Origin of the sequence: Desulfofundulus sp. TPOSR (assembly GCF_011393055.1) — a bacterium.
Lineage (GTDB): Bacteria > Bacillota > Desulfotomaculia > Desulfotomaculales > Desulfovirgulaceae > Desulfofundulus > Desulfofundulus kuznetsovii.
The window spans coordinates 1,338,384-1,357,136 of record NZ_JAAOEF010000001.1 but is presented as its reverse complement, the minus strand read 5'-3'; the positions used below and the strand labels follow the sequence as shown (position 1 = coordinate 1,357,136).

The following is an 18,753-nucleotide window of genomic DNA, read 5'->3' as shown; positions in this document are numbered from 1 at the left end:
AACCTTTCAAGGGTAAAATAGGACGGTTCATGGATTAGCTGTTGTCAGTTCCAGGTTTCCCCTTTAGGATAAGAATTAAAAGGTCCGGAGGTGGGGGTGGGTGCTGGAGCCGGAACGGGAATGGCAAGAACTGAAATTGCACTTATTGACCAGGCTGAAAAAAGCGGTGGTGGAACATGATGAGGAAGAATTGCTTGCCGCAATTGAAGATGCCTTTCGTGAAGGTCTGGATGCCCGCAAGGCCATCTTCGAAGGACTGGTTCCCGGGATGGAGGAGGTAAGCCGGCTCTACGAGGAGGGCGTTTACTATATTCCCGAGTTGCTCCTCTGCGCCGAGGTGTTATACCGGGGACTGGCCGTTTTCAAAGAACATGTCGAGAAGAAAGATTTGGGCATTAAAGGTACGGTAATTATCGGGGTAGTGGAAGGGGATATCCACGATATCGGCAAGAACCTGGTAAAAATGATGCTGGAGGGGGCCGGTTTTGAGGTAATTGATCTGGGGCGGGACGTGCCCCTGCGCCGGTTCCTGTCCGAACACCGTAAAGTGCGCCCCGACATTGTTTGTCTTTCTACCATGATGACCACCACCCTGGCCGAAATGAAAAAAGTGATCAAGGAACTGCGGGAACGCAACCCCCGGGTAAAAATCATGGTCGGGGGTGCCCCTTTAAGCGATTGTATAGCCAGGCGCTGGGGAGCCAGCGGCTATGCCCCCAACGCCCACCAGGCTTTAAAAAAGGCAGTGGAAATTATGCTTTCGGTGAAAAACAGCTGTCATGAGTCATAGCGGCGCCGGGGAATTACCCTGAGGGATCGCCAATGATTTCAAAATATTCTGGTTAAACCGGTTCCATAGCCCTGGTGTTGAAAATCTTCAGGAGGGGGGCAGATGGCGCGTGCTTTGTTCGCAAAAGGAGAAAGAACTTCTCAACCGCCTGCGGGAAGCGGTAATTAGTTTTGATGAGGAGGCTGTGGTGGAGACGGCTAAGGAATGCATAGAAGTGGGGATGGATGCCACCAGGGCCATTTTTGAAGGGCTGGTGCCGGGAATTGAAGAGGTGGGCCGTCTTTATGAAGAAGAGATATATTTCATCCCCGAAATGCTTTTATGTGCCGACGCCCTCTACCGGGGCCTGGCGCTGCTCCGGGAGCACGTGGTAAAAAAAGACGTGGGCGTCAGGGGAAGGGTGCTCATCGGGGTGGTGGAAGGGGATATCCATGACATCGGCAAGAACATCGTGAAGATGATGTTTGAGGTTTCCTCCTTCGAGGTTTATGATCTGGGGAGGGATGTACCCCTGGAAACTTTTATCCGGGAATACAGGAGGCTAAAACCAGATCTGGTTTGTCTTTCGGCCATGATGACCACCACCATGCTCAGAATGAAGCCGCTGATTGCCAGGCTAAAAGAGGAAAATCCGCAGGTGCGGATTATGGTGGGCGGGGCGCCGGTAACCGAACACGTAGCTGCCCGCTGGGGAGCCGACGGTTACGCTCCCAATGCCTCCCGGGCTTTAAAAGCGGCCATTGACCTGCTGGTGGCGGTAAGAAACCACCTGGCCGGGTGTACTGCAGGATGATCTTGGGGGCTGCAAAAGCATCTTTGCTCCACAAACGCCTGGACGTTCGAAAAAGAAATGCCTGGTAACCGTTGGGGGCTGAAAATCGACCTTTTGCCGGGCACTGATTGCAATTAATGGTAGAAAAATTTACATTCAGCGCCGGGCTTAGTAAAATTAGTATAAGCATTTTCTTTTGCCTGTTGTTTAGCCAAAGAGCATTTCGTTTAAACATTATTGAACTCCCGTTTTTGCTGGCTAGACGGCCAAAAGAAGGTGGTGACGCTGTCTTTCTGCGGCAAGCATTAAAACATTAAGGAGGTGGACAATTTATAAAATTCGTGATTAACTAAAAACCTTCGCAGGACTTAATGGAAATTATGCGTAGGGGGGGTAAAATGTGGCGAAGCAAATGTTAATTGATGCCATCCGGGGGAAGAGAACCCCGAGGGCACCGTGGGTTCCTTATGCCGGCGTCCACTGTGCCTTTGTGATTGGCGAACCGGCGGACAAATTTCTAAAAGACCCGCAACTGCTTGCCAAAGGTGTGGTTGAAACGGCCAGGAAGTATAAGGCCGACGGGATTCCCCTGCTTTTCGATCTTTCCGTGGAATCTGAATCCATGGGGTTAGAAATCAAGTACTGGAAGGATAACGTACCGTCTGTGCAGTCTCACCCTTTATCGGATAAGACTGTAGAAGAGGCCGGCCTGAAGGTTCCCGGTCCCAACGATGGCCGCTGGCCGGTGCTTTTCGAGGCCGCCAGGATTGCCAAGCCCCAGCTGGACGAACTGGATTGTGCCTTAATGGGCCTTGCCTGCGGGCCGCTCACCCTGGCCAGCCACTTGGCTGGTGTGCGTATCTTTACCGATGTGGTCAAGAACAAGGAAAAGGCACATCATGTATTAAAGTTCTGTGCTCAGGTCGTGAAGAAGTCGGTGGAAATGTATTGTGACATGGACTGTGATATTATCGCCATCGTAGACCCGGTGGCGTCACAGATCAGGAACGAAACTTTCAAGGAGTTTGTCCACCCCTATTGCCAGGATGCCATCACCGTCATTCATGAAAGAGGAAAGACATCCAGCTTCTTTATCTGCGGCGACGCCACAAAGGTGTTGGAGTCCGTTTGCCAGATTGGCACCCACGGATTTGCTATTGACGAGCAGTTAAACCTGACTTTTGTGCGGGACCTGGCCAGGAAATACGGGGTTGGTTTTGGCGGCAACCTCAAGCTGACCCTGGCTATGTCTTTGGGCATTATTTCGCCCCGGGAGGACGCCATTGTCAGCCTGGCTGCCGGTGGTACGCACGGCTATGTATTCGCCCCTGGGTGAGATATGCCTTATGATGTTCCGTTGGAACACATGGAGCAGATCCTGGAAGCCAGGGAGTGGTTTGAAAAGTACTATGCCAAGTATCCCGAGTCCTGGTAAAGGGGGGTAGAATATGTCCGAGCGGAAAATCAAGATTGATGTGCTTACCCTGGACAGCGTGCAGTGTGCCGCCTGTGGCTACATGATGGAATCCATTGCGGCCATGCCCCCCGATGTACAGGAGATGATCGAATACAAGGAATGGTCCATTAAAAACCAGACCGGCATTCAGAAGTTCCTAGAGCTCAATGGCCGGGTACTACCTACAATCTGCATTGAAGGCGATCTGGTTTTCGAGAGCGTTATTCCCCAGTATGAAGAACTGATTGACGAACTGGCCAAAAGGGCTCCCACTCCCGAGATGCGCGAGCGAATACTGTCCTTACGTGATAAAGGCTTTGATTTCGACCGGATTAAAGAGAACCTGGAAAAAGCGGGCGCCGGTCTGCATACCAGAAGGGATTCTACAGTAGAATGAAGTCGTTGCGCCTGGAGCTAATCTACGCGGGGGATCACAACCTTTCATGCTACTATGCCGCAAAGGTCGTGGAGGCTGTGATCCCCTTTTTCCCCAACTTGCTTGAGTGGGAAAAGGTATATATCAGGCAAAAAGAAGGCGCCCGGAGGTTTTACGAGCTCTCCGTTTCGCTGTACGGGGAGGAGGATGTAAGAAAGCTACACTGTCACGCACCCATCCCGTCGATTTTTATTAACGGTGAGATGGTATTTGATCGCATACCGTCGGTGGAGGAACTGGCGCAGAGCATCGAAGATTTCATTTACCGCGGGGGGAACGGAAAATGACGGGGGATTACGGGCACAGTTTCGCCGGTGAATTGCTGGGCACCTTTATGCTGGTGTTTTTCGGGTGCAGCACGGTGGCTGTAACAGTGCTTTTTTCGGCCCATACAGGACTTTTTCAAGTGGCCGTGGTCTGGGGGATTAGCGTGACTCTGGCCATATATGCCACCCGGCATCTTTCATGCGCCCATTTAAATCCGGCCGTCAGTCTGGCCATGGTCATTGCCGGTCGTATGGACGTGAGAAAACTGCCCGTATACTGGGTGGCCCAGTTAACTGGTGGTTTTCTGGCCGGTGCTGCCGTTTATGCCATTTTTTCCCCTTCTATGGCCGTTGTGGAAGCTGCCCGGCATATTGTGCGCGGTGCTCCCGAATCCGTGCTAACCGCCATGCTTTTCGGCGAATATTATCCCAATCCGTCTTCCCCCGTGCTCTGTTCTGTTTCTCCAGCAGGTGCTTTTGCGGTGGAAGCTCTGGGTACATTCTGGCTGGTGTTAATTATTTTCGCCCTGACTGAAGGATGCAATGTGGGTCGGCCTTCCAGCGACGTAGCGCCCATTTTAATCGGACTGACCATAACTGTTCTGATCAGCATTTTTGCTCCCCTGACCATGGCTGGATTCAACCCGGCCCGGGATTTCGGCCCCAGGTTGTTTGCCTTTCTGGCCGGTTGGGGGAAGGTGGCCATTCCCGGTCCCCGGGGTGGTTTTTTCACCATATATATACTTGCCCCTTTGGTAGGCGGTTCTTTGGCATCCCTGTTGTTCCACAAGCTGCTGGAGCCCTTGATGCGCGGTAAGCACGGCGCTTGCAGTTGCAAGGATCATTTTTCCCCGTAGCATGGTACGGGTGTAATCCGGGTGATATTAAGAAAGCAACGCCGGAAAGGAAGATGAAAATGGGAAACAGGGTGAGCATACTGGTCTTTGGCACCTCACCTCCATGCCAGAAATGCCTGCGGGCCGAAAAGGAGGCCCGGCAGGCGGCGGCTCAATTTCCTCCGGGAGAAGTGACGGTGGAAAAACAGGATGCCTTTTCGGAAACAGGACAAAAATACGGGGTCATGATCACTCCCGCCGTGGTGATAAACGGCAGGATGGTGGCTGCCGGCAGGTTGCTTACGGAACCGGAACTGGTGGAGCTGATCAAGAAAGAGAGGGGGGATTGACGTGCCCGTTAAAATGGAGGTCTTCAGCGGTAATCCTCCCTGTCCCGGGTGCCTGGAGATGATCAAACTTTGTGAGGCAGTGGCCGGCGAATACGGAGGGGAAATAGATTTTAAAAAGTATGTGGGTGAAGAGGGGCTGGAGAAGTTTAACGAATACAACATGTTCTGCGTTCCGGCGGTGGTGATCAACGGTTATATTAAAATCGAAGGAGTTGTTCCCACCCGTTTTACCCTTTTGAACGCATTGAGGGAGGGTGGATTATGTCTAAAGTAAGCATTGAGGCCTTTTTGTCCGTCCCACCCTGTTCCGGTGGCATTGTCCTGTCCCGGTTGCTGGAGGGTATCCAGAGGGAATTTGGCGAAAAGGTGGCCATTACTATTCACAGGGGGCCGACCCCTCGCCTGGAGGAACTGAAAATATCCGCCACCCCAGCTATAATTGTGGGTGACCTGGTCAGAATCATGGGCGTGTGTCCCGACAGGGAAACGGTTGTGGCCGCCCTGCGGGAATGCGGGATCATGTAAAAGCCTGCCGCCGGCACTGTAAAGGCAGGCCCGGGGAGTGAAAAAGGTGAGACCCATCCTTATTGAAATCATGTATGAGGGCGACCATTGTATTCCCTGCGTTTATATGCTGGAAACCGTGGAGGAAGCTATAAGCGGTTTGGGGGACAGGGTTAAGCTGGAACTGGTCTACCTCCGGCAGGAAAGGGGCGGCCGTCGTTACAAGGAGCTGTCGGAAGGGCTGGGCGGGCCGGCTCCCATCCCGTCCATTTTCATTAACGGAAGGTTGTATTTCAGCACCACACCGCCGGTGGAAGAGCTAAAACAGACCCTGCAGGGGCTCTTACAGGCGGGTGAATAGTTCATGTATATATACAAGACGAGGGGGATTTGTCCGCCTGAAATCCACTTTCAATTGTCGGGGAATGTCCTGACCGGTGTGCGGTTTATGGGTGGAGGCTGCCGGGGCAACGCCCAGCTGATCGGCCGCCTGCTGGAGGGCCGGGAGCTAAGTGAAGTGCTCCCCCTCCTGAAAGGAATTCAATGCCGGAATGACACATCCTGCCCCGACCAGCTATTCCAGGCCATCCAGTTGGCCCGGGAGGGGAAGCTCAGGGAAGAGGAGCCGATCACTGTTTATGAAGCTCCAGCGTCCTATCAAAGGGTAGCGGTAATTGCCGAGGTAAACGGAAATGTTGAGGCATTGCGGGTAGCGTTGCGCCAGCCTGTTGAAGCCGTTTTCTGCCTGGGTAACCTTACCGGTCCGGCAGGGGACAACGACGGGGTGGTTGAACTGGTGCGAAGGGAGAAGTTGGTTTTTGTACAGGGCCCATTTGACCGTACTCTCCCCTGTACCAAACCGGAGAATCGAGAATTTCTCCGGCGGGCACCCCTCTATCTGCGGTTTCAACTGGGGCGGTGCCGTGTCCTGGGGTTTTACAGCGGTTTTATCCAGGAGTTAAGCGGCTTTTCGGATTTTGCGCCCTATTCCCTGGAATTGCTCATGGTGAGCAATCTATCCGACTACCTGCGCAATGAGAGCGTCTTTCCCGCCCTTGAAACCATGACCGAACAGTTTTCTGTCGATGTGATCCTCTTTGCTTTCACCAATGAGTGGAAACATGTGCGCCTGGGCAAAGTGGACTTCATTAACGTGGGTCCTGTAAAAGAGGGTGGCCAGTTTAAATACGTCTTGCTGGAATGGGCAGGGGAAGAATTACAAGTTTCCTTTGAAACGGTGAAGGTATAGCAGGGAGGGAAAGGGATGTGCGCCGGGTACTGGTGGATGTGCTGCTGACCGATTTCCGGCAATGAGCGGCCTGCGTCTACATGGCGGAAGCGGTAAAGGCTTTACCGCAGGAAATTAAGGACATGATCGAGGTCCACGAGTGGGACATGAGGACGCGGGAAGGGATAAAACGTTTCCTGGAGTTAAAGGCGAAATCCCTGCCCAGCATAGCCCTGGACAACGAACTGGTCTTTGAAGCCGTTATTCCGCCGCAGGAAGATTTGATCGCGGCCATTAAAGCAAGATATGCCGGTTAATGCTGGTGCAGTGGTGGGGGAAAATTATGTCAAAGGTTATTGTGGAGGTATTGCTCACCGACCAGTGAGCGTCCGGGCCATATATGGCCGAAGCGGTAAGGGTCTTACCGCAGGAAATACAGGACGGCATTGAAGTGTTTATCTGGAATGTGAAGACCCTGGAGGGAATCAACCGCAAACTGGAGCTGGGAGCCAGGGTCATACCTGCCCTTGCCCTGAACAAGGAAGTGGTTTATGAGTCCACCATTCCTCCCCAGGATGAGTTGATTGCCGCCATTTTGAAACGCAAAGATTAGGTAATTTGATTAGGTAATTTTCAATGGGGAGATGCAGGGGGGAGCCCGGTGTATCTGCAGGAAGTTACCTTGACCGGTTTTAAATCCTACGCCACGGAAACGGTGGTTAATTTTAAGTCCGGCATTGGAGTGATCATCGGTAATAATGGCGTGGGCAAAACAAATGTACTGGATGCCATTGCCTGGGCCCTGGGCGAGAGTGATCTGCAGCGGTTGCGCTGCCAGCAATATGGGGACCTGTTTTTCAGCGGGTCGCAGGAATACCCTCCGGCGGAAACGGCCAGGGTGGCCCTGACCATTAAGCTGGGTGAGGATAAAAAAGCCCCGCAGGTTAAGCTGACCCGGCAGGCCCGCCGCCAGGGAACGGAAGAATTCTTCTTTAACGAGGTTGAGCTGGCGGCCGCCGGTTATTACCAGAAAATAAACGAACTGGGACTGGAAAATGTTACAAAAACAGTGATCCGGCAGGGGCAGGTGGAAAGCTTTCTGCAGCTGGGACCCGCGGACCGGTTTAGATATGTGAAAGCATTGTTCAATGAAAAGGTGGATGGAGAACTAATCGGCAGGATTAACGCCCATTTCAAGAATTTCTTGAGCATACTTGTCCCGGAGGGCGGGGGCGAGCTGTTCCTGGTTGATACCGGTGGTGAACCCGGCCTGGCCGTTGAAGTCGTTTTTCCTGGAAAAGGAAGAAAGAACCCGCTCCTTCTTTCCGGCGGTGAGAAAACAATCTGTTCGCTGGCCGCCAATCTGGCCCTTTTTGAGGAATTGCAGAGCCCCTTTTACCTGTTGGACGAAGTGGAGCCCGCCCTGGATTGGATATATCACCACCATATGCAGCAGCTATTCAAGAAACTGGCCCGGAACAGGCAGCTGATCATGATCACCCACTTGCGAAGCACCATTGAGCTGGCCGATACCCTGCACGGGATTCGCGCCCGCAGTGACGGCACCTCCTACGCGAAGTTCTACTTTGACATGGACGAACGCATCCTAAGGGCTTACCAATGTTGTTGTTAAGAGGGGCGAGTTACATGGAACTGGCAACCATCGAACAATTCAGGAATTTGGTCCTTAAGTTGGGGCTTCCCAGGACGGACATGGTTTTGTTTGGGGTTATCTGCCCCTACTGCGGCAAGAACGACCGCATCAGGCCGCTGGAACCGCCGGAGGAACTGAACGAAGAAGATCTGGGTTGGACAGATATGGATTTCTACCGCAGGATATGGAGTGAATTGCAGCCTAAAGACGTCCTGGCCGTGTGTAAATTTTGCCATAACATTATGCAGTTGCAGGGCGAGGCTAAAAAAGCAATACCATTGTATGAATGGTAGCCAGGGGGGGGAAACCATGGCTAACTTCACGGACGTTTATCTCATTACCGGGTTTTTGGGCAGCGGCAAAACCACTTTTTTGAACCGTCTCATCCGCCAGTTCCCCAGGGACCGGAAATTGATGATATTAATGAATGAGTTTGGTGAAATTGGCATTGACGGTACGCTGGTGGTCGGTGAAGATCTGGATATTCTGGAAATCAGCAAGGGGTCCATCTTTTGCGCCTGCGTAAAAACGGATTTTATCAAGGGCCTTTACGAGATTGCCCAAAAAATCAAGCCGGACATTTTGTTGATTGAATCTACCGGTGTAGCCAATCCCGTTGACCTCAAAAAGGACCTGAACCTGCCCATATTTAAGGGCCGTTTTCAGTTTAAAGAGCAGTTTTGCATTATCGATGCGGCCAACTTCCTGGATGCCTTCCAGGTCTATGCTTCGGTGGAAAAGCAGATATCCTCCTCCACCAGATTTATTATCAACAAGATCGACCTGGCTTCCCGGGAGCAGGTTGAAGAAATAAAAAATCTCGTAAAAAAGTACCACCCCGATCCCCGTTTTTACGAGGCAACATATGCCGATATAAACGTGGCCGAGCTTTTATCTTTGGAGCAGCCGCTTGAAGGCGCGAAGTATGAACCGGGGCGGCCAATGAGCGAAGAGGAACTGGAACGGTACGTGGAAGAGCTGTTGTCCGATATTCATGAATCCCTTACGCCCCCCGACCTGCTAATGTCTGCATCCTTTTTCTGGAAGGGAGGCGCGCCATCCGATCTCCGGGAAATGACGGCCCGGTTACCCCGGGAAGTGCTCCGGGCAAAGGGCTTTGTGCAAATAGAGGGCCGGCTTCACCTGTACAACTATGTGATGGGTCAGTGCAGCATTGAGATACAGGACGTACCGGTGAAGGAGAACCAGATCAATGTACTGGTCTTTATTGCCCCGCCGCAAATCATGCCGGCAGTGGATAAGCTTATGGGCGATTTTAATTTTGTGAAAACGGGGGAAATCAACCGCCAGGAATTTTTTCAAAAACGGTAGTTTGCAGGAGGTAATTATGCGTATTGTCTCGCTGGTACCCGGTCATACGGAAACCCTTTTCGCCCTGGGGCTTGGCGAGAAGGTGGTGGGGGTTACCGCCCACTGTGATTACCCACCACAGGCAACGGGTAAAGAACAGGTTGGTCTTTTTAACCGTCCAGACGTGGGCAGGATTATCTCGTTGCGGCCCGACCTGGTCCTGGCCGGGGGAGCTATACACCGGGGTTGCGTGGAGGAGCTGCGCCGGGCGGGAGTAACGGTTTTTGACTTTGCACCCCGCCGGGTTGCGGAACTGCTGGAGGGAATGGAAGAGATAGTGCGTATTACACGGGCCGGTGAAGCGGGCCGTTCGGTGGTGGCCACGTTCAGGGCCAGAGTAGCCGGGCTCCGCGAAAAGGTGGCACGCCGTTCCCGTATCAGGGTTCTTTTTGTCATGGGTGAGAAGACCCTGGTTACGCCCGGACCGGCTTCCTGCCAGTATGACGCCCTGAGAGTGGCCGGGGCGGAACTTTTGCCCGCCCCCGCGCACGAACCCGCCCTTTTGCTTTCCCGGGACGGGGTACGTCGCTTTAACCCGGAGGTAATTTTGGCCTGCGGTCGGGTTTCCGGTGAACCGCCAAAAAAGAGGTGCCCGGGCTGCGACCTGCCGGAACGCCCCTGCGTACGGGATGCGGCAGTCATGCTGAACCACCCCTTGTTGACGGGGGTTGACGCGGTAGAGAAGAAATGCGTCCATGCCGTTCCCTGCCACTGGTTGTGCCGGCCCGGGCCACGCCTAATCGACGGGATGGAGAGGGTGGCCCAACTGCTGCAAAAAGTTTCTCAACCGCTAACCGGCTAAATAAACCATTCACGGAGTTGTTTTGCCCGTTGAAGGAAAGAATCTTGCGCTGGGGCGGCAACCGTTTTACAATTCCTGCAGGGTATTTTTAAAGGAAGTAGGGTATGTTGTGGTTAAAAGTTTAGTAGTAGAGCAATAATTATCAACGCTATAATCATGCAAGTGTAATTTAAATTTACATAAAAAAGGGGGGTAGAGCAACCGGACGAAAAGGAGGGGCAAATTTCCGGCCGTGGCTTTTGGGTCTTAACGCGGGGAGATTACTAAAAAGTTTAACTTTTTAGAGACTTTAAACAGTGGCTTGCTACCTGACGTTGCAGGCCGACCAAATTGTAAGTGTTAACCGTTCGGTTAAGAAAACAATTATTTTAAACAAAAAGAAAGGAGTATGGGAAATGACAATGGACAGGGAAAAAGACATTCTGGAGAGGCTGGCCAAGGGCGTACTCAATTATGATGAAGAAATGGTGCGCCAGGCGGCTCAGGAGGCACTGGATGAAGGGGTGGACGCAAATAAGGCGGTTTTTGATGGATTGGTGGCCGGTATGAAGGAAGCAGGTGACTTGTATGAAAAACAGGAGTACTTTGTCCCCGAGCTTCTCATGTGCGCCGATGCTTTGTACGCCGGTCTGGAAATACTCCGTCCTCATATGAAGTCAACGAAAGAAGACGGCGGGGTAAAAGGTCAGGTGGTTATGGGAGTAGTGCAGGGAGACGTACACGATATCGGCAAAAACCTGGTGAAGATCATGTTTGAAGCTTCCGGTTTTGAGGTGCACGACCTGGGCAAAGACGTGCCCTTAGAGAAGTTCGTGGAGGAACAACTGAGAACCGATTCGGAGATTGTAGCCCTCTCGGCCATGATGACCACCACCATGGTGGGCATGAAAGATATTATTAAAGCTATTAAGGAGAAGAACCCCAAGGCTAAGATTATGATTGGCGGCGCTCCGGTAACCGATGAGATTGCCGACCGTTTTGGCGCGGACGGTTATGCCAAAGATGCCAGCAACGCCCTGAAGGAAGCCATAAACATGATCGCTTCTTTGAGAGAGTTGTAGAGGGAGGATGAAGCAAAAGTGCAGCACCAGGTAATCTTTCAGCCTTCCGGCCGCCGGGGAATGGTGGAGCGCGGCATCACCCTGCTGGAAGCGGCCAGGGAGCTGGGCGTAGACATTGAAAACCTCTGTGGCGGCGCCAAGGTCTGCGGGAAATGCAAGGTTAAAATAGAAGAAGGCTTTTTTGAAAAATTCGGCATCGACTCCAGCATGGAGCATCTTTCCCCACTCCAGGAGGAAGAAAGGGATTGCCTTACCGAAGCGGAACTGGCGGACAATTACCGTCTGGCCTGCTGCTGCGAAGTGCTGGGGGATGTACTGGTCTTCGTGCCCGAAGAAAGCAGGGGAGCCAAGCAGGTGGTGCTGGAAACCGGCAAGGAACGGAAATTCAACCTGAACCCCGCCGTACGCAAATATTATGTGGAAATGCCGGAAGCCACCCTGGAGGACCACCGGGGGGATTTCGAGCGCCTGCGGGAAGCCCTTCATGATCAGCACGGCCTGCCGCTAGACCTGGAAATCGACTATTTTGTGCTGCGGGACCTGCCCAATGCGATCCGGGAAGGCCAGTGGAAGGTCACGGCGACTGTCTGGTGTGACAGAGAAATCATCCGGGTGGAACCGGGCTTAAAGGATACCCTGGTCGGCCTGGCGGTGGACATCGGTACCACCACGGTGGCCGCCTACCTCTGCGATTTACGCACCGGCCAGGTGCTGGTGGTTGACTCCATGATGAACCCCCAGGTGCGCTACGGCGAAGATGTGCTCTCCCGGATTACCTACTCCATGATGAATGAGGACGGTCTGGAGAAAATGCACCAGGCCATTATCGAAGGGCTGAACACCCTGGCCCAGCGCATGACCGAAAAGGTCGGCCTTTTGCCCACCGATATCGTAGATATGACCCTGGTCTTCAACACCGCCATGCAGCATATCGCCCTCTGTATTGATCCCAAATTCCTCGGCCGTTCTCCTTTTGCCCCGGGGACCAAGCAATCAAGGAACATCAAGGCCCGCGATCTGGGCGTTAACATCTGTCGCGCCGCCATCATCCATACCCTTCCCGTGGAATCGGGCTTTGTCGGCCCGGACAACGTGGCCGTGCTCATTGCCGAAGAACCTTACCGGGAACCGGAGAAAATCCGCCTCATCATTGACATCGGTACCAACGGGGAAATCGATCTGGGCAACGAAAAGCGTCTGCTCTGCACTTCCTGCGCCACCGGCCCGGCCCTGGAGGGGGCCCAGATCAAGTTCGGCATGCGTGCCGCACCGGGAGCCATTGAAAAGATACGCATCAACCCCGAAACCCTGGAGGTTTCCTACAAGGTTATCGGACAGGAGAAGTGGTACCCGGAAATTCAAAAAACTGAGGCCAAAGGTATTTGTGGTTCCGGGATTATCGATATGGTGGCTCAGCTTTTCCGTTCCGGCGTCATCGATCGCTCCGGCCGGTTTAACATGAAGATCAATCACCCCCGGGTCCGCCGCGGTGCCGACGGTAAACCGGAGTTTGTGGTGGCCTGGGCCGAGGAAACGGCCATCGGCAAGGATATCACCTTCACCCAGGCCGACGTCCGGGCGGTGCAACTGGCCAAGGCGGCCCTGTACGTGGGGGCCAAATATCTGATGGAGAAGCTGGGCGTGGATAAGGTGGACAGCGTCACCCTGGCCGGCGCCTTTGGCAGTTACATTGATCGGGAAAGCGCCATGGTCATCGGTATGTTTCCGGACTGTGATCTGGAAAACGTGCAGGCCGTGGGCAACGCTGCCGGGGACGGCGCCAAGCTGGCCCTGCTGGACGTGGGCAAGCGGGAAGAGGCGGCCTGGATTGCCCGGCAGGTGGAATTTGTGGAAACGGCCATTGAGCCGGACTTCCAGACCCGTTTTGCCGCCGCCATGGCGTTACCGCACTCAACGGATAAGTTCCCGCATATCCAGCACATCCTGGATGCCATTCCCAAACGGTAAAAGGAGGAGTTTTGCATGTTTAAACTGAGCCGTCCCCAGCGGGTGTGCCGCATCGGCCGGTGGAACATCGGCGGGCAGCCCGGGGAAAACCCGCCCCTGCTGATTTCCTCCATGTTTCATAATGGCGATAAAATTCTGGAATCCCGCAAGGAGAGGAAATTTAACCGGGAAAAAGCCACGGAATACGTAAAGCGGCAGGAAGAACTTTCGGCCCAAACGGGCGTACCGGCCCTGGTGGCCATGGTGGCCACGTCTTTGGATGAGATGAAGACCTACATTGACTTTTTCCTGAGCATCAGCGACCAGCCCTTCGGGATCGACATGTGGGTGGAAAAAACCCGCCTGGAAGTGGCCGAATACATTGCCCGGCTGGGCATCCAGGACCGGGTGCTGTACAACAGCATCACCCCCTGGGACAAGGACATCCCCGGCCAGGTGGCCCGTCTGAAGGAACTGGGCATCAAGCACGTGGTGGTCCAGGCCTTCAACCAGGAAGACCAGACCCCCAAAGGGCGGGTAACCGGGCTCAAGAAGATGCTGGACATAATTGGCGAGGATACCTTTGAAACCATCCTGGTGGATACTGCCGTAATGAACCTGCCCTCCACCTCTTTCTCCTGTATTGCCTGCCGGTTGGTCAAGGAGGAGTTTGGCTGGCCCGCCGGGGTGGCTTCCTCCAACGGCACCTACATGTGGAAGGCGGCCCGGGAAATGTGGGGCAGTGAAGGTTTCAACGCTATGAATGCCGCCGGGCAGGCCATTGCCGCCCTGCTCTGGAGCGACCTGCTGTTCAGCGGTCCAATTGTCAACATTCCGAAAATTATCCCTGCCGTCACCACCGCCAGTCTGATGCTGTCAACACTGGTTTACGACGAAACGGGTAAACTGCCGCCGAACCAGGATCACCCCCTGTACAAATTCTTTGCAGACTTTGTGAAGCAGTTGCAGTGATCAGGCTGTACCGCGTGCCGGATGTCAAAAAAAGGAGGATTACCGGTTATGCCTAAAATTAATGAAGAAATGAGGAATATGGTTGAAAAGGAGCAGTGTTTTATTGTTACCGCCGATAAAACGGGGCAGCCTTCCGCTGCCCCCAAGGGCTCCATGCTGGTGCTTGATGAGCAAACACTGGCCTACGGGGAACTGGTAGGCAAACAGACCTACCGCAACCTGCTGGAAAACCCTAAGGTGGCGGTGGTGGTTACCGACCGCCAGGCGCTGAAAGGCTACCGGTTCATGGGCCGGGCTGAGCTGCTCTCCGAAGGGCCACTTTATGACCGTTTTGCCGAAAAGTTTGCTCAAATGGGCCTGCCCAAGCCGAAGGCAGCGGTCAAAATTATCGTGGAAGAAATTTACGATTTGTCTGTGCGCAACCCGGGTGAAAAAATTTGTTAAGGAGGTTACCCCATGTCCATGAAACCGCGGGATAGGGTTCTGGGTCTTTTTGAAGGAAAAGAAGTGGACCGCATGGCCTGTTACAGTGGTATGGGTAATGTGACCACGGCGGGCCTGGAACAACTGGGCTACAAGTTTGCCGAAGTGCACACGGATCCGGTAAAAATGGCCAATTCGGCGGCCACTTCCTACAAGCTGTTTGGTTATGAGTGTGCCGTCGTTCCCTATGATATGTGCGTGGAAGCGGAGGCCCTGGGCTGCGTCATGAACACCTATGAGGACGTGGCGCACCTTTTGTATCCGACCATTAAGGAGAAGCTGATCCACTCCCCCGATGAAATGACCGGGGTGACCATTCCGGACAATATAGCCGAGCGGGGCCGTTTCCCCCTGGTGATGGAGGCTATTTCCCTGCTCAAAAAAGACATTGGCGATGAAGTGGCCATCGGTTCCTGGTTTTTAGGTCCCTTTACCCTGGCCGGTCAATTGATGGACTTGAACGACCTGTTCAAGCTGGTCTTTAAAAAACCCAATGAAGTGAACATTTTACTGGACAGGCTGGCCGACCTGATCATCACCATGGCCGCCAGATACCGGGAGGCCGGGGCGGACTACATCACCATCCGGGAAATGGGCGCTCCCACCGACGTGCTCAGCCCGCGGAGCTTCCGCCAGGTCATTAAACCGCATCTGGAGAAGATCTTTAAAAACATTCCGTCGCCGAAAATCCTGCACATCTGCGGGGATACCAACCTGATTATCGGCCTCATGAACGAGTGCGGCGCCGACGCCATCAGCGTGGAGACGAAAAACGACCTGGCCAAGAGCCGGGCCACCATCGGTTCTGAACCGCTGCTCTTCGGTCATGTGGACGGCTACAATGTGCTCTGCAACGGTACGCCGGAAGACGTGGAGAAAGCCGTCCTGGCCAGTATCGAAGGGGGAGTGGACGCCGTCTGGCCCTCCTGCGACATCTGGCCGACCGCTCCCCTGGAGAACCTGCGAGCTATGGTGGATACGGTTAAAAAATACGGTTCGGAAAAGTGGGCCCGCAAGAACAGGTAAACGCGCACCCTTATACCAGGCGGGGGGAAAACCCCGGTGTTTTCCCCCGCTCCGCCTGGAAGGGTAGCGTGGGCTTTGGGGTTTGTTGGAACGGGGGTTTGCAGGATGGCCATGGAAAGAGCACTTAAACATGCATTGACTTCCTTTGAAATAAAAAGATACCTGCTGGAACTGGGGGCCACCCTGGTGGGTTTTGGCGATGTCAGCCAGGGCCTGGCCGGGGAATTACGGCACCTGCCGGTAGCCATTTCCCTGGCCATCCGGCACCCTTCTCCCGGGCGAAATCTCATCCATACTACCCGGGGACCAATTTATTCTAACCGCTACCAGCAGATCGATTTAAAACTGGAACAATTGCAGAAACGCCTGGTCTCCTTGCTGAAGAGCCACGGGTTTAAATGCCTGGCCATACCTCCCGATTCCCACCGGCATGACACCAGGTTTGTGGCCCGCCTGTACCCCCTCTTTCCCCACAAGACGGCGGCCACCTGCGCCGGCCTGGGCTGGATCGGCAAGAACGGCCTTCTGGTGAACGAAACCTACGGCCCCCGCTTGAGCTGGGCTACGGTGCTGACCAACGCTCCCCTGGAGGTCTCTGCCGCTCCATATGTTTCCGGCCGCTGCGGCAAATGCCGCCGCTGTGTGGAAGCCTGCCCGACCGGAGCCATTGCCGACCGGGAGTGGGTGCGGGATGAAGGGCTGGTGCCCCATATCGATGTGGAGGCCTGCCGCCGCCAACTGGAGAAAAACCGGCAACAGGTGGGGGAGGATGTTTGCGGCCTCTGCATCCTGGCCTGCCCCCGGGGGCAGGCCAGCCTCAAGGAAGTGCGGAACCTCAGGTGGGTTTTAAGGTAAAAACACATAATTTTTCTTCTGCGGCGAGCAGATAACAGTTTTAGTATTAGCCCCGGAATTAATTGGTTTTTATAAGACCCCCATGCCGCCTTTAGCGGCACCAGCGGATAATGAATTAATTAAATATAATGATTTATTTAAATATTAAGTACATTATTGAAATTTTGTGAAAGGAACAGGTTAGAGATGAAGATTCGAATTGTAAGCGGCTTTTTGGGGGCCGGGAAAACCACCTGTATATGTAACATGCTGGAAAAAAGGGAAGGCCTTACCGGCGTGCTGGTAAATGAGTTCGGCGACATCGGTATTGATGCTGAACTGATCCAGCGGGGAGAAGCGGTGGATATGGTTGAGCTCCCTAGTGGCTGTATTTGTTGCACCCTGAGAAATGATTTGGTGCAGGCGGTAGAGGAAATAAAAACCAGGATCAACCCGGAGCGTCTGATTATTGAACCATCAGGCCTAGCGGTACCTTCGGGTATCCTGGAGGCCCTGGAACCCGTAAAGGAAAAATTGGGTTTGGAGATTGAAGCGATCATCGGTATCGTAGATGCCGACGGTTTTTTGCCCAACCTTGAGTCCGGCCTGTTTGGTGATTTCTATACCGACCAGTTGGCCAATTCCGATATTATTCTGATCAACAAGGTGGATTTGGTGTCGCCGGAAACGCTCCAGAAGGTAGAGGAAGAGATTCGCAAGTATAACCAGTCAGCGATCATCCTCCATACTGTAAACTGCCGGGCCGAAATCCCGGCACTGGAAAAACATGAAGGAATTGATTACCTACACTTACACTTTGATCATGAATTTGACTCCCTCGCCATTACTCCGGAAGGTATTTACCGGCGGGATGGCATTGAACAGGTCCTGCGGGACGCAAAAGAAGAAAAATTTGGTCATATCTATCGTGCTAAAGGAATTTTTCAAACCGGGGAGGGTTACTACAACTTTGACCTGGTCCACGGCCAGATCAATTTTAAGAAACTAAAGGGTGGGAGTGGCAATAAGTTTATTTTTATCGGCAAAGGTTTTGATAAAAAGGCGGTTGAGAAAAGCCTGGCCCGGGCCAGGACATAAAACCCGGGGAAGGAGAGATTACCCGGCATGGGCGCCGTTGTAGAATGGAAAATCGGGGACGTTTGGACTCAAAAGGAACCCTTTTATCTCCCGGTGGGAAAGGAAATACAGTTATTTGAAGCCGCGGCGGCGGGGCGGCTGCCGGTGATGCTCAAGGGACCCACGGGATGCGGGAAGACCAGGTTTCTGGAATATATGGCCTACCGGTTACGCCGTCCCCTGGTTACCGTGGCATGTCACGAAGATTTAACCACTGCCGACCTGGTGGGGCGATATCTTTTAAAGGGTGAAGAAACAGTTTGGGTCGACGGACCGCTTACCACGGCTGTAAAACGCGGTGCCATCTGTTATCTGGACGAGGTGGTGGAAGCCCGCAAGGATACCATCGTGGTCATTCACCCCCTCACTGACGACCGGCGCTTTCTTCCACTGGAAAAAAAGGGGGAAGTAATAAAGGCGCCGGACACCTTTATGCTTGTAATTTCATATAATCCGGGTTACCAGACAATTTTAAAGGACCTCAAACAGAGCACCAAGCAAAGGTTTATAGCGCTGGAATTTGATTTTCCACCGGCCGATTACGAGACAGAAATCGTTCGCAGGGAGGCGGAAATAAACTCCGATGTGGCCGCCAAGCTGGTTAAAGTGGCGGGGAAGATGCGCACACTTAAAAACCGGGGTCTGGAAGAAGGAGTAAGCACCCGCCTGGTGATTTATGCCGCCACCCTGGTTAAACATGGTATTGAGATGCTGGAAGCGGTAAAAACAGCCATGATTAAACCTATTACCGACGATCAGGTAATTCAGAAGAGTCTGGAGGAGATTGCCGCCACCCTGCTGGCGGAGGGCTAGACCGGAGGATTAAGG

General features: G+C 53.4%; 25 protein-coding genes. All 25 read left to right on the top strand.

What is annotated here, in order from left to right; all coding sequences use genetic code 11:
• Positions 1-100: 100 nt before the first annotated feature.
• The 25 genes from G7K71_RS06665 to G7K71_RS06545 all read left to right on the top strand — a co-directional run bounded on the left by G7K71_RS06665 (position 101) and on the right by G7K71_RS06545 (position 18,738).
• On the top strand, positions 101-790 hold the full coding sequence (locus G7K71_RS06665) for a B12-binding domain-containing protein (protein ID WP_166344443.1): 690 nt from the start codon (positions 101-103) through the stop codon (positions 788-790).
• 109 nt (positions 791-899) lie between these two features.
• Positions 900-1,583 (top strand): B12-binding domain-containing protein, encoded by a 684-nt coding sequence (locus G7K71_RS06660; protein ID WP_166344441.1) that lies wholly within the window; start codon positions 900-902, stop codon positions 1,581-1,583.
• A gap of 379 nt (positions 1,584-1,962) precedes the next feature.
• Positions 1,963-2,898, top strand: a complete 936-nt coding sequence (locus G7K71_RS06655; RefSeq protein ID WP_166344439.1) for a uroporphyrinogen decarboxylase family protein — start codon at positions 1,963-1,965, stop codon at positions 2,896-2,898.
• A 112-nt stretch (positions 2,899-3,010) separates the two neighbouring features.
• Positions 3,011-3,415, top strand: a complete 405-nt coding sequence (locus G7K71_RS06650; RefSeq protein WP_166344437.1) for a hypothetical protein — start codon at positions 3,011-3,013, stop codon at positions 3,413-3,415.
• Positions 3,412-3,741, top strand: a complete 330-nt coding sequence (locus G7K71_RS06645; RefSeq protein ID WP_166344435.1) for a hypothetical protein — start codon at positions 3,412-3,414, stop codon at positions 3,739-3,741. The genes G7K71_RS06650 and G7K71_RS06645 overlap by 4 nt, the downstream gene beginning before the upstream one ends.
• Complete coding sequence (locus tag G7K71_RS06640) at positions 3,738-4,577, top strand: MIP/aquaporin family protein (protein ID WP_166344433.1); 840 nt, start codon at positions 3,738-3,740, stop codon at positions 4,575-4,577. The genes G7K71_RS06645 and G7K71_RS06640 overlap by 4 nt, the downstream gene beginning before the upstream one ends.
• 59 nt (positions 4,578-4,636) lie before the next feature.
• Positions 4,637-4,906, top strand: coding sequence for a thioredoxin family protein (locus tag G7K71_RS06635; protein WP_166344431.1), 270 nt, complete (start codon positions 4,637-4,639; stop codon positions 4,904-4,906).
• 1 nt (position 4,907) lies between these two features.
• Positions 4,908-5,180 (top strand): thioredoxin family protein, encoded by a 273-nt coding sequence (locus tag G7K71_RS06630; RefSeq protein WP_072869504.1) that lies wholly within the window; start codon positions 4,908-4,910, stop codon positions 5,178-5,180.
• Positions 5,168-5,431, top strand: coding sequence for a hypothetical protein (locus G7K71_RS06625; protein ID WP_166344429.1), 264 nt, complete (start codon positions 5,168-5,170; stop codon positions 5,429-5,431). Before G7K71_RS06630 ends, G7K71_RS06625 begins: the two co-directional genes overlap by 13 nt.
• Before the next feature lie 37 nt (positions 5,432-5,468).
• The gene (locus G7K71_RS06620) at positions 5,469-5,771 is read left to right on the top strand and encodes an HUIPC motif thioredoxin-like (seleno)protein (protein WP_166344427.1); all 303 of its coding nucleotides are present in this window, start codon (positions 5,469-5,471) and stop codon (positions 5,769-5,771) included.
• Between the two features lie 3 nt (positions 5,772-5,774).
• Positions 5,775-6,659: a TIGR03905 family TSCPD domain-containing protein gene (locus tag G7K71_RS06615; protein ID WP_166344425.1), complete on the top strand. Its 885-nt coding sequence runs from the start codon at positions 5,775-5,777 to the stop codon at positions 6,657-6,659.
• A gap of 80 nt (positions 6,660-6,739) precedes the next feature.
• Positions 6,740-6,955 (top strand): hypothetical protein, encoded by a 216-nt coding sequence (locus G7K71_RS06610; RefSeq protein WP_166344423.1) that lies wholly within the window; start codon positions 6,740-6,742, stop codon positions 6,953-6,955.
• 83 nt (positions 6,956-7,038) lie between these two features.
• A complete protein-coding gene (locus G7K71_RS06605; protein ID WP_166344421.1) occupies positions 7,039-7,251 on the top strand; it encodes a hypothetical protein in 213 nt (70 codons plus the stop codon).
• 48 nt (positions 7,252-7,299) lie between these two features.
• Positions 7,300-8,271: an AAA family ATPase gene (locus G7K71_RS06600; protein ID WP_166344419.1), complete on the top strand. Its 972-nt coding sequence runs from the start codon at positions 7,300-7,302 to the stop codon at positions 8,269-8,271.
• Positions 8,272-8,285: 14 nt separating this feature from the next.
• Entirely contained in the window at positions 8,286-8,585 is a 300-nt protein-coding gene (locus G7K71_RS06595) for a hypothetical protein (RefSeq protein WP_166344417.1), read from the top strand.
• Between the two features lie 16 nt (positions 8,586-8,601).
• On the top strand, positions 8,602-9,624 hold the full coding sequence (locus G7K71_RS06590; protein WP_166344415.1) for a GTP-binding protein: 1,023 nt from the start codon (positions 8,602-8,604) through the stop codon (positions 9,622-9,624).
• Between the two features lie 16 nt (positions 9,625-9,640).
• Complete coding sequence (locus G7K71_RS06585) at positions 9,641-10,465, top strand: ABC transporter substrate-binding protein (protein WP_166344413.1); 825 nt, start codon at positions 9,641-9,643, stop codon at positions 10,463-10,465.
• Between the two features lie 395 nt (positions 10,466-10,860).
• On the top strand, positions 10,861-11,526 hold the full coding sequence (locus G7K71_RS06580; RefSeq protein ID WP_166344411.1) for a corrinoid protein: 666 nt from the start codon (positions 10,861-10,863) through the stop codon (positions 11,524-11,526).
• A gap of 18 nt (positions 11,527-11,544) precedes the next feature.
• Positions 11,545-13,494, top strand: coding sequence for an ASKHA domain-containing protein (locus tag G7K71_RS06575; protein WP_166344409.1), 1,950 nt, complete (start codon positions 11,545-11,547; stop codon positions 13,492-13,494).
• 15 nt (positions 13,495-13,509) lie between these two features.
• On the top strand, positions 13,510-14,445 hold the full coding sequence (locus G7K71_RS06570) for a tetrahydromethanopterin S-methyltransferase subunit H (protein ID WP_166344407.1): 936 nt from the start codon (positions 13,510-13,512) through the stop codon (positions 14,443-14,445).
• Positions 14,446-14,493: 48 nt separating this feature from the next.
• Positions 14,494-14,889, top strand: coding sequence for a pyridoxamine 5'-phosphate oxidase family protein (locus G7K71_RS06565; protein WP_166344405.1), 396 nt, complete (start codon positions 14,494-14,496; stop codon positions 14,887-14,889).
• Between the two features lie 12 nt (positions 14,890-14,901).
• The gene (locus G7K71_RS06560) at positions 14,902-15,954 is read left to right on the top strand and encodes an MtaA/CmuA family methyltransferase (protein ID WP_166344403.1); all 1,053 of its coding nucleotides are present in this window, start codon (positions 14,902-14,904) and stop codon (positions 15,952-15,954) included.
• A gap of 105 nt (positions 15,955-16,059) precedes the next feature.
• Complete coding sequence (locus G7K71_RS06555) at positions 16,060-16,809, top strand: 4Fe-4S double cluster binding domain-containing protein (RefSeq protein WP_166344402.1); 750 nt, start codon at positions 16,060-16,062, stop codon at positions 16,807-16,809.
• Positions 16,810-16,995: 186 nt separating this feature from the next.
• Complete coding sequence (locus tag G7K71_RS06550) at positions 16,996-17,886, top strand: GTP-binding protein (RefSeq protein ID WP_166344400.1); 891 nt, start codon at positions 16,996-16,998, stop codon at positions 17,884-17,886.
• Between the two features lie 27 nt (positions 17,887-17,913).
• On the top strand, positions 17,914-18,738 hold the full coding sequence (locus G7K71_RS06545) for a CbbQ/NirQ/NorQ/GpvN family protein (protein ID WP_166344398.1): 825 nt from the start codon (positions 17,914-17,916) through the stop codon (positions 18,736-18,738).
• Positions 18,739-18,753: the final 15 nt, after the last annotated feature.